At 71.8% G+C, this 10,163-nt stretch carries 12 protein-coding genes; all 12 read left to right on the top strand.

The features are described 5' to 3' along the window. Nucleotides 1-96: 96 nt before the first annotated feature. The 12 genes from AB0O19_RS14740 (at nucleotide 97) to AB0O19_RS14685 (ending at nucleotide 9,878) form a co-directional block, all read left to right on the top strand. On the top strand, nucleotides 97-1,614 hold the full coding sequence (locus AB0O19_RS14740) for an AMP-binding protein (RefSeq protein ID WP_363619630.1): 1,518 nt from the start codon (nucleotides 97-99) through the stop codon (nucleotides 1,612-1,614). Further along, complete coding sequence (locus tag AB0O19_RS14735; RefSeq protein ID WP_363583409.1) at nucleotides 1,611-1,880, top strand: acyl carrier protein; 270 nt, start codon at nucleotides 1,611-1,613, stop codon at nucleotides 1,878-1,880. Before AB0O19_RS14740 ends, AB0O19_RS14735 begins: the two co-directional genes overlap by 4 nt. A gap of 2 nt (nucleotides 1,881-1,882) precedes the next feature. Then, entirely contained in the window at nucleotides 1,883-2,938 is a 1,056-nt protein-coding gene (locus AB0O19_RS14730) for an anthranilate phosphoribosyltransferase (RefSeq protein ID WP_363619628.1), read from the top strand. Continuing rightward, complete coding sequence (gene trpA / locus AB0O19_RS14725; RefSeq protein WP_363619626.1) at nucleotides 2,935-3,738, top strand: tryptophan synthase subunit alpha; 804 nt, start codon at nucleotides 2,935-2,937, stop codon at nucleotides 3,736-3,738. Before AB0O19_RS14730 ends, trpA begins: the two co-directional genes overlap by 4 nt. Nucleotides 3,739-3,830: 92 nt before the next feature. Beyond that, nucleotides 3,831-4,205, top strand: a complete 375-nt coding sequence (locus AB0O19_RS14720; protein ID WP_331744348.1) for an ectoine synthase — start codon at nucleotides 3,831-3,833, stop codon at nucleotides 4,203-4,205. 12 nt (nucleotides 4,206-4,217) lie between these two features. Then, complete coding sequence (locus AB0O19_RS14715) at nucleotides 4,218-5,357, top strand: acyl-CoA dehydrogenase family protein (RefSeq protein WP_363619624.1); 1,140 nt, start codon at nucleotides 4,218-4,220, stop codon at nucleotides 5,355-5,357. Between the two features lie 6 nt (nucleotides 5,358-5,363). After that, nucleotides 5,364-6,038: an N-(5'-phosphoribosyl)anthranilate isomerase gene (locus tag AB0O19_RS14710; protein WP_363619622.1), complete on the top strand. Its 675-nt coding sequence runs from the start codon at nucleotides 5,364-5,366 to the stop codon at nucleotides 6,036-6,038. Beyond that, complete coding sequence (locus tag AB0O19_RS14705) at nucleotides 6,039-6,854, top strand: indole-3-glycerol-phosphate synthase (protein ID WP_363619620.1); 816 nt, start codon at nucleotides 6,039-6,041, stop codon at nucleotides 6,852-6,854. Nucleotides 6,855-6,858: 4 nt separating this feature from the next. Beyond that, complete coding sequence (locus AB0O19_RS14700) at nucleotides 6,859-7,074, top strand: MbtH family NRPS accessory protein (RefSeq protein WP_363378543.1); 216 nt, start codon at nucleotides 6,859-6,861, stop codon at nucleotides 7,072-7,074. Then, nucleotides 7,071-8,249: a Glu/Leu/Phe/Val dehydrogenase dimerization domain-containing protein gene (locus AB0O19_RS14695; RefSeq protein ID WP_363619618.1), complete on the top strand. Its 1,179-nt coding sequence runs from the start codon at nucleotides 7,071-7,073 to the stop codon at nucleotides 8,247-8,249. The genes AB0O19_RS14700 and AB0O19_RS14695 overlap by 4 nt, the downstream gene beginning before the upstream one ends. An 89-nt stretch (nucleotides 8,250-8,338) precedes the next feature. Then, nucleotides 8,339-8,788 carry a TIGR03618 family F420-dependent PPOX class oxidoreductase gene (locus tag AB0O19_RS14690; RefSeq protein ID WP_363619616.1) on the top strand — a complete coding sequence of 150 codons (450 nt, stop codon included), beginning with the start codon at nucleotides 8,339-8,341 and terminating at the stop codon, nucleotides 8,786-8,788. Nucleotides 8,789-9,029: 241 nt separating this feature from the next. After that, complete coding sequence (locus tag AB0O19_RS14685) at nucleotides 9,030-9,878, top strand: class I SAM-dependent methyltransferase (RefSeq protein WP_363619614.1); 849 nt, start codon at nucleotides 9,030-9,032, stop codon at nucleotides 9,876-9,878. Nucleotides 9,879-10,163: the final 285 nt, after the last annotated feature.

Raw genomic sequence — 10,163 nt, 5'->3', positions numbered from 1 at the left:
GGCCTTCATTGTTCCGAATAAGATCGGTGAACCCGTTGCATGAACTCATCCGTTGTATATGAACCCACCCCGTTGCATGAACTCGGAGAAGTCGTGATGCAGCAGCAGAGTCTGGTGGGTTCATTCGTCTCGCACGCCACCGGCCACCCCGGTGATCCGGCGCTGATATGGCGCGGAGAAGAGACGACCTACCGTGAACTCCACCAGCTGGCGGAGCGGGAGCGCGTCCGGATCGCCCGGATCGCCCCGGGCGGGGACGAGCCGGTCGGCATCCCGGCCGCCAAGTCGCCCTCGACGATCGCCCTGATGCTCGCCTGCCTGCTGGAAGGGCGGCGCTTCCTGCTGCTGCCAGCGCCCACGCCGGAGGGGAGGACTCCCCACACGTTGGTCGAGCAGGCCGGGATCCGGCACGTCCTGTCGCCGGAGAGCCCCCGGGCGCCCGGACCCGGGCCGGGCACCCCGGACCGGCCGGCGGAACCGGAGGCGCCGCGCCGTACGGAGCCCGCCGACGTCTCCTTCATGTTCACCACCTCCGGTTCCACCGGGCGGCCGAAGATCGTGCCACTGAGCACGGGGGCGGTGGACCGCTTCACCACCTGGGCCGGCGAACGGTTCGGCGTCCGCCGGGGAACGACGGTCCTCAACTACGCCCCGCTCACCTTCGACCTGTGCCTGCTGGACATCTGGACCACGCTCAAGTACGGCGGCCGCGTCGTCCTGGTCGATCCGGCCCGGGCCACCCAGCCGGGCTACCTGCTGGACCTCGTGTCCCGCCACGCGGTCCAACTCGTCCAGGCGGTACCGATGTTCTACCGGCTGCTGGTCGACGCGGCCGCCGGGAGCGGCCGACGGCTCGACACGGTCGAGCACGTCGTCTTCACCGGCGACAGCATGCCCGCCCGCTGCCTGGCCGAACTCCCGCAGCTGTTCACCGGCGCGCGGTTCTACAACATCTACGGCTGCACCGAGACCAACGACAGCTTCCTGCACGAGGTCGACGGCACCGAGCCGGCGGACGGCCCGGTGCCGATCGGACGCCCGCTGCCCGGAGTCCACGCGGTGATCGTCGGTGCCGACGGCGGGATCGTGACCGGGCCGGGGACCGGCGAGCTCCACGTCGCGACGCCGTTCCAGACCGACGGCTACCTGCACCGGGAGCAGGACGCGGACAGGTTCGCGACCCACCACCACGACGGGGAGGCGCGGCGCTACTTCCGCAGCGGCGACCTCGTGCGGCGTGACCGGGACGGCCGCATCACCCTGGAAGGCCGCAACGACCACCAGGTCAAGGTCCGCGGCGTGCGGGTCAACACCCACGAGGTCGAGCAGGTGCTGCTCGACCATCCCGACGTCGTCGAGGCGGCCGTGGTGACCGTGCCCGACCCGGTGGCCGGCCGCCTGCTGCGCAGCGTGGTCCGCCGCGCCCCGGACAGCCGGCTGAACTCGCTGGCGCTGCGCCGGCACTGCGCACAACGGCTCCCGCTCACCGCCGTCCCCTCGACCCTGCTGATCGTGGACGACCCGCTGCCCAGGACGTCCACCGGAAAGATCGACCGCACGCCCCTCCAGCCCGCCTGCTCCCCGTCCCAGCCAAACGAAGGAACGGCCACGTGAAACACGCCGCGGTAGTCACGCAGTTCATCATCGAGGAGTTCCTGCCGGACGTCGGCGCGAACGAACTGGACTCCGACTACGACCTCGTGGACGGCGGGGTCATCGACAGCCTCGGCCTGCTCAAGACGATCGCCTGGCTCGAGGACTGCTTCGACCTGCGCGTCGAGGAGATCGACCTCGACCTCGACCCGGACAGCTTCCGCTCGGTCGGCTCGATCAGCAGGTTCATCGAGCAGGCCCAGCAGCACCGGACGGACGCCCACTAGCCATGCACGAGGTGCTGCGAGCGCTGATCGACCGGGACCGCGCCGTCGTCGACCAGGAGATGTGGGGGTCCTTCTGGGACCAGCTGCGTGACGGCGCCCTCCGCTCCGGCGAGACGGTGGCGCTGCTGTCCTCGCTGTCCACCCGGATGCCCGATCGGGACACGCTGGTCGCCATGCTCCGCTCGCTGGACGAGCGCCGGCCGGCCGTCACCGCGCGGCTGGACCGCACGGCCAACATCGTCGGCACCGGAGGCGGGCCGGCCACGTTCAACATCTCCACCGCGGCGGCGTTCGTCGCCGCCGCCCTGGGCGTGCGCATCGTCAAGACGGGATCCCGCGCCTACACGAGCACCTGCGGCTCCCACGACCTGCTCGACCGCCTCGGTATCGGAACGACCACCTCCTACGAGCAGACCGACGCCCTACTGGAACGCTTCGGCATCGCCTTCCCGGGGAACTTCGTCTACCCGCGGGAGGTGGCACTGCTGGCCCGGAGCATCGTGCCGATGGACCTGCGGATGATCGGCGGATTCATCAACTCCGTCGGCCCCTTCCTGGCCGCGGTGCCGGTCTCCGCCCAGCTCGTCGGTGTCTCGGACCATTCGCTGGTGCCGACTCTGGGCCAGGTCGCCGCCACCGTTGCCGACCGGAGGATCTGGCTGTGCTCCAACGAGCTGGGAGTCGACGAGCTCGTCAGCTCCGTCGACAACGTCGTCCTCACCAATGACGGCACCGACGCGATCCGACTGCGGGCCGAGGCTCCCGGGACTCCCGCAAGCGGCACCGACCCGATCGCCGGACTACGGCCGACCAGCGAGGGCGAGGACGTGGTCGACCACTTCCTCGGCGTGCTCTCCGGAGCCGGGACGGCTCTCGCAACGCGGACCGTCTGCCTGAACGCCGCCGCCCTGGCCGTCGCGAGCGGGCTGATCGACGGGTGGCCGGAGGCGATCAGGGCGGCCGACGGCGCCCTCCGCAGCGGCGCCGCCCGCGACCTCGTCGACCGCCTGCGCGCGCACCCGGCGCGCCGCGTGATCACCACGGCGCGTGCGCGGTGAGCGGGTTCTTCGCACGCCGGCCACCGGACCAGCCCGGCCTGGCGATGTTCCTCAACGCCGGAGATCCCCCGCTGCCCGTCCTGGCCGACGTCATGCGGATGCTCGACGACTGCCGCGTGGACTGCCTGGAGCTGGCGGTGCCCTTCCCCCACTCGGTCACCGACGGGCCGGTCATCCGCCGATCGGCGCAGCGGGCCCTGGCCGACGGCGTCGGACTCGACGAGGTGCTCGGACTCCTCAGCGGGATCCTGCCCCGGCTACGCCACCTGCGGGTGGCGCTGCTGGCCGACTGGAGCCACACGGTCAGAGGCCTGACCGTGCCCGGCTTCGTCCGGCGGGTCGCCGACTCGGGCGTCGACGGCCTGCTGGTCCACGGCCTGCCGCCGCGGCTACGGGCCGGCTACCTCGAAGCGGTGCAGGAGGCGGGGCTGCCCGTGGTCGCCACCTGCTACGCCGCGTCGACGGCCGAGGTGAAGGCCGCGGCCGCCGAGTCCGCCACCGCGTACCTGTACCTGGTGGCCCACTACGGCCGCAGCGGCGGCGAGCTTACGGCCGACCGCCAGGAGCTGGCCGACGCGCTGGCCGCACTGCGCAGGACGACCGCCGTGCCGATCGCCGTCGGATTCGGCGTCCGCTCCCGGGCGGACATCGACCTGCTGCACGGCCTCGGCGCCGACGCCGCGGTGGTGGGCAGCGCCGGGGTCGCCCGGATCGAGCACGCCCTCGCCGAAGGGGCCGACGTGGTCGAGGAGTTCCACACCTTCGTACAGACCGTTTCGCCGTACTCAGCAAACCGCTGATCCGGCAAGCCGCTCACTCAACAAGCCGCTCATTCAGCAAGCCGCTCATTCAGCAAACCGCTGATTCGGCAACCCGCTAGGAGGCACACCCGATGATCGTCCGACGCCTTGACGAGGTGACCACCGTGGACTGGGGCAACGGGCTCAGCCGCAGGTTCCTTCTCGAATCCGACGGCCTGGGCTACACGATGACGGACACCACCGTCCGCGCCGGCACCAAGTCGAGGCTGGAGTACCGCCGTCATCTGGAGGCCTGCTACTGCATCGAGGGAACGGGGCAGGTCGTGAACGCCGACGGCACGTCCCACCCGATCGAGCCGGGCACGCTGTACGCGCTCGACCTGCACGACGCCCACTTCCTGATCGCGGACCAGGACGCTGACCTCCGCCTGGTGTGCGTGTTCTCGCCCGCGCTGCGCGGCGACGAACGCCACAACCTGGACTCGACCGATTTCTCCGAGTACTAACAGGACTGACAGATGATCAGCTGGAACGCCGACCAGATCGCTCTGGGCGAGGGCATCGCCCAGTGGTGCGAGGAACTCAGCTCGGGCCATCTCGAAGGGGACGCGCAAGGCGCCTTCCCGTGGGACAAGTGGAAGCTGATCCAGCGGTCCGGAATCCTCGGCCTGCCGTTCGACGAGCAGTGGGGCGGGCTGGGCCAGGACCTGCTCACCACCATGCACGTGCTCGAACAACTCGGCACCGGGTGCCGTGACGGCGGACTGAACTTCTCGGTCGCCACCCACCTGGTCAGCGTCGGAGTCCCGCTGCAACGGTTCGGCTCGCCGGAGCTCAAGGCGCGCCACCTGCCGGGGATCTGCTCGGGAGAGACGATCGGGGCGCACGCGATCAGCGAGACCGAGAGCGGCTCCGACGCGCTGGCGATGAGGACCACCGCCACCCGCGAGGGCGACGGCTTCGTGCTGCGGGGCGGCAAGGCCTTCATCACCAACGGCCCGGTGGCCGACGTGTTCGTGGTCTACGCGCGCACCCACCCGAAGGCCGGCCCGCTCAGCATCACCGCCTTCGTCGTGGAGCGGGACACCCCGGGGCTCGTCGTCGGGCCGCCCGTCGCCACCATGGGGCTGCGGACGGCGCCGCTGGGCGAACTGCACTTCGACGACTGCCGGATCCCCGCATCCGCCGTGATCGGCCGGGTCGGATCAGGGTTCCTGGTCCTGGACCACGTGATGAAGTGGGAGATCCTCTGCTCCTTCGTCATCAACACCGGGCAGATGCGCTACCGGCTCGACCGCTGCGTCGAGTACGCCAAGGAGCGCGTCCAGTTCGGCAGTCCGATCGGCTCGTACCAGTCGATCTCCCACAAGCTCGTGGACATGAGCATCGGCTTGGACACCGCGCGGAAGTGGCTCTACGACACGGCCGTCCGGCTGACGGAGGGCGAGAACGTCACGAGGGACATCGCCGTCAGCAAGGTCCTCGCCAGCGAGAGCAACCTCTCCTCCGCGCTGGCCGCCGTGCAGATCTTCGGCGGCAGCGGGTACCTGGCCGAGTACGGATTGGAGAAGGACGTGCGCGACGCGGTCGCCGGCCCGATCTACTCGGGCACGTCGGAGATCCAACGCAACCGCATCGCCGCCATGTTGGGGTTGTGACACCTGATGCTGGTCAAGATCTGCGGAGCCGCCTCGGCCGAGGACGTGGCCTCGCTCGACAGCGCCGGCGCCGACTTCGTCGGCCTGTGGCACGGCGTCCCAGGCGGCCGTGCCGACCTGACGCTCAGTCAACTCACCTCCCTCGCAGACGCCGTACACCGAACGGCGCGCATGCATCCGGTCCTCGTGACCTTCCTCAACAACGCCGAGACGCTGCGCGCGGCGACGGCCGCGGCCCGGGTCCGGTGGGTCCAACTGCACGGCTACCAGCCGCCGGGCCTGGTCCGCGCCCTGAAGGGCGCCACGGACCTCACCGTGGTCAAGGTGCTGCACCTCGGCGCGGACACCCGCGCGGAGCGGTCCCTGATCGCGGCGTACGAGCGGGCCGGAACGGACCTCTTCCTGCTGGACGCGGTCGCCGGGGACGGCCGGATCGGCAGCACCGGGCAACCGGCGGACTGCGGGGCCGTCATCGAGATCGCGGACCGCCTCTCGCGGCCCTTCCTGCTGGCCGGCGGCATCTCGGCCGACAACCGGGAGGACTACCGGGCGGTGCTGGACCACCCCCTGTTCCTGGGCATCGACGTGGACACGGCGGCCAGGGACGGCGACGGACGGCTGAGCGCCGACCGGGTCACGGCCGTACGGCGCGGCTGGCGTGATCCGAAAGCGAGGGCCTAGATGACGGCCGCGTTCATCGAGGCGCTGCTGGACGCCCGCCGACCGGTGATCATGGAGCTCAAGCGGCAGGACGCCGCCGGGCACGACCTGTTCGGTGACAGGTCGGCCGCCCGGCTGGTCGCCGACTACCAGGACGTCGGCGCACCGTGCCTGTCCGTGGTGACCGGCCGGTGGTTCGGCGGCACCCCGGACCTGCTGCACGAGGTCGTGGCGGCAACGGACCTGCCCGTGCTGCAGAAGGACTTCATCACCCGCCGGAGCCAACTGCACCAGGCCCGCGAGAGCGGCGCGTCCGCGGTCCTGCTCACCGCCGCGCTGCTGCCGCGCGCCACCCTGGGCCATCTGGTCGAGCTCGGCCTGAGCCTGGGCCTGACGCCGTTCGTCGAGGTCACCACCGAGGAGGAGATCAGCCGCGTGCCGCGCGCCGAGGAGTGCGTGGTCGCGGTGAACAACAAGGACATCGCCACCCGCGAACGCGGCGCGGGCGACCTCGGGCGAAGCTCGTCACTCCTGCCCGCGGTGCTGGGCAGCGGTACCCGGTGCCCGGTGAGTGCCGGGGCCATCCGCGGCCCCGACGACGCCGCCCGCCTGCTCGGTGAGGGCTTCGCCGGTGTACTCATCGGAACGGGCCTCCTGCGCGCCACCAGCCTTCCGCAATGGCTGGACGGCCTCGACACCCACCTCGACTCCCGTCTTGGCACCCACCTCGACACCCACCTCGACTCCCATCTTGGCACCCGTCTCGACGCCGGCCGCGAACCGGCTCCACCCGTCCGCCGCCCGGCGGACCCCCCGACCACCGACATCTGGAGGTAACGGCATGACCAGCGAAGCATCCGAGCAGTGGAAGGTCGTCGTCAACGACGAGGAGCAGTACTCGATCTGGTCCGCCGACCGCGAGTCGCCGGCGGGCTGGCGCGAGGTCGGCGTCCGGGGCGCGAAGGACGAATGCCTCGCGCACATCGAACACGTGTGGACCGACATGCGCCCCCGCAGCCTGCGCCTGCGGTCCGTCCCGGAGGACGGTGCGCAGTGAACCGGACGCTCGCACCGCACGGCGCGCGCCCGGTGGCCGAGCCCCTGCTCTCCACCACCCTGAACCTCCCGGGGTGCCAGGCCCGGGGCTGGGTCGTCGTCGACTCCATGGTCGACGGCCTGGCCCTGGGCGGCACCAGGATGACCCGGACGGTGACCGAACAGGAGCTGACCGGGCTCGCCAGGGCGATGACCCACAAGCTGGCACTGGTCGGCCTGCCCATCGGTGGCGCCAAGGCCGGCATCGCACCCGATCCGGGCGCCACCGTCGAACGGCGGGCGGTGATGCGGGGGTTCGGCCGCGCCGCGGCCCCGCTGCTGCACGGCGGGGTGTACCTGGGATGCGACCAGGGCACCACCTACGCCGACCGGCAGGTCGCCTTCGAGGCCGCCGGGTACGACGTCACCCGCCGCCCCGGCACCACCCGTCTCACCGTCGACTGGGCCGAACTGTGGGACCACATGGCCGACATCACCGGGTTCGGCGTGGCCGTCGCGGTGCTCGGCGCCCTACGGGCCTCCGGTGCGCGGACCCCGCAGCGCATCGCGATCCAGGGCTTCGGCACCGTCGGGCGCGCGGTGGCCGGCCACCTGTCCGCCCACGGCCACTCGGTGGTGGCCGTGGCCGACGTCCGGGGCACCATCGAGGACCAGCGCGGACTGCCCGTCGCCGAACTCGCCGCGCTCACCAGCAGCGACGGCACGATCGACCGGAGCCGGCTGCCCGCCCGGGTCACCGTCCACGGGCCCGGACAGGCGTGGCTGCACGTCGACGCCGACGTGCTGGTGCTGGCGGCCTCCGCCTCCGCGGTCGACGAGGAGGCGGTGCCGGCGGTCCGGGCCGGCCTGGTGGTCGAGGGCGGAAACCTGAGCTGCACCCCACCCGCCCGCCGGTTGCTGCGCGAGGCCGGCCACACCGTCCTGCCGGACGTGGTCGTCAACGTCGGCGGAGCGGCGGCAACCGGGTGCGTGCTCGCCGGGCTGGCCCCGTCCGACCTGCCGCTCCCGCAGCTGTCCGAGTGGCTGCGCGAATGGGTCTCCAGCAGGATCGCCAGGAACTGCGAGCTGGTGCAGGAGCTGAGCGCCTCGGGCAGCGCCGATCCGGTCGCGCAGCTCCTCGGTTCGCGCGGAGCCCCGGCCGGCGCCTCCGAACCGGAGGTGCCGGCCGAACGGTGACCCGGCGGGAGGACGCGCCCTCGCGGCCTCACTCGAACGTGGCTTCACTCGAAGCGAACCGCCCCCTTCGTGGTTGCTAGCCTCCCGGGATGACCGCGACATTCGACGAAGCCGTCCGCGCCCGGCTGCGGGCACCCAACATCTGGTACGTCGGCACCGTGTTCGCCGACGGAGCACCGCAGGTCAGCCCGATGTGGGTGGATCTGGAGGGCGAGGGGGAACTGACGTTCAACACCTCGGTGGGGCGGGTGAAGGAGGAGAACCTCCGTCGCGACCCGCGCGTCTACCTCTCGCACGCGGACGCCACCGACCCCTTCGACCGCGTGCAGATCAGTGGCGTGGTGGCCCGCTTCATCGAGGGCGAGGAGGCGCACGACCGGATGGACCGGCTGGCCCGCAAGTACCTGGGCGTCGAACGCTTCGAGTGGACCATGCCCGGTGAGCAGCGGGTCGCGGTGATCGTGCGCCCGCTCAAGGTGCGGCACATCGTCGGGGTGGAGCGCTTCCGTCCCGGCGGGCCCGTCCCTGCCCCTGAGTAGCACTCCTGCCGGGCGTCGTCATCGAGACCCGGCGACGGGTCGCCGTTCCGGAGGCCGGTGCGGAGGCCGGTGCGGAGGCCGGTGCGGAGGCCGGTGCGGAGGCCGGTGCAGCGACTCGTCAGCGACCGGAGCGACCGAAGCGACTCAAGGTTGGCGGTCAGTGCGCGCATGCGCGGCCGGCCGCCCATGAACCCGGCTCCCCTCATCAGGCCCCTCGGGATCGATCATCTAGGCTGGCGCGGTGACTGATGAGCAGGAGCGGGTGCAGCCGTCGGGAGTGTGGGCCACGGCGGTGGGGGTGGCCAGGGTGCGGGCGCTGGAGACCGAGCGGGTGGACGCGTTGTTCCGCGACCCGCTGGCACAGGCCTTCGCCACCGCCGGCGGCCTGTGGCCCTCCTCGCCGCCACCCGCTGACGAGGCCGCGCGCCGCCGCCGACTGGCCGTGTCGTTCTCCATCGTCATCAGGACGAAGTTCCTCGACGACCTGTTGCGGCAGGCCTCCGCGTCCGGGGTCCGGCAGGTCGTGTTGCTCGGCGCCGGCATGGACAGCCGCGCCTTCCGGATGGACTGGCCCGAGGGCACCCGGCTGTTCGAGGTCGACACCTCCGCACCACTGGACTTCAAGGCCTCGGTGCTGCGCCAGGAGCGGGCCGTCGCACGCTGCGAGCGGATCACCGTCGCGGCGGATCTGCGGGAGGACTGGCCGGCCGCGCTGGCCGCCGCAGGGCACGACCCGGCCGCGCCGACCGTGTGGATCGCCGAAGGACTGCTGATCTATCTGCCCGAGGACGCGGTGGAGCTGCTGCTGGCCCGGATCAGCGCGCAGTCGGCGGCAGGCAGTCGGATGGGGCTGACGTTGGGCTCGCGCGGCGTGATCGAGCGCTTCGGCGCGGACGCCGTGCCCGGCTCTGCGGCGTCCATGTGGGTCTCGGAGATGCCCGACGACCCGGTGCGCTGGCTGGCCGGGCACGGCTGGGAGGCCGACAGCCACACCCTGCGCGAGCGCGCCGCCGCCTACGGCCGCCCGGTCAGCACCCCGGCGCAGCGCGAGGAGCAGCCCGGCGGACTGGTCTCGGCGGTCCGCCGGTAGGGCGCCTCCCGGTTCCCCGGTTCTCCGATTCTGCGGTTCCCCGGATCATCGGTTCCAGGGGAGCCTGATCCGCCCAACAGCCGCCCAGCAGCCGCCGAGCAGCCGCCCGAACGCTGCCACTTCACGTGAACGAATCCAGGCCGCCGGCGGGGACGTCCCGCTGGAGGTCGCGGATGTGCCGGACCGTGGCCGCCACGTCCAGCGCGTTCCGGCAAAGGGTTCGTCAACGGTCATTCCCGAACTCCCGGATCCCGCAGGTGGCAGGCCCACCGGGTCCGGCCGGAC

The sequence above is a fragment of the Kitasatospora sp. NPDC091276 genome (assembly GCF_040684355.1).
GTDB lineage: Bacteria > Actinomycetota > Actinomycetes > Streptomycetales > Streptomycetaceae > Kitasatospora.
The sequence above is the reverse complement of the archived record's forward strand: the minus strand, read 5'-3'. Positions and strand labels throughout refer to the sequence as shown.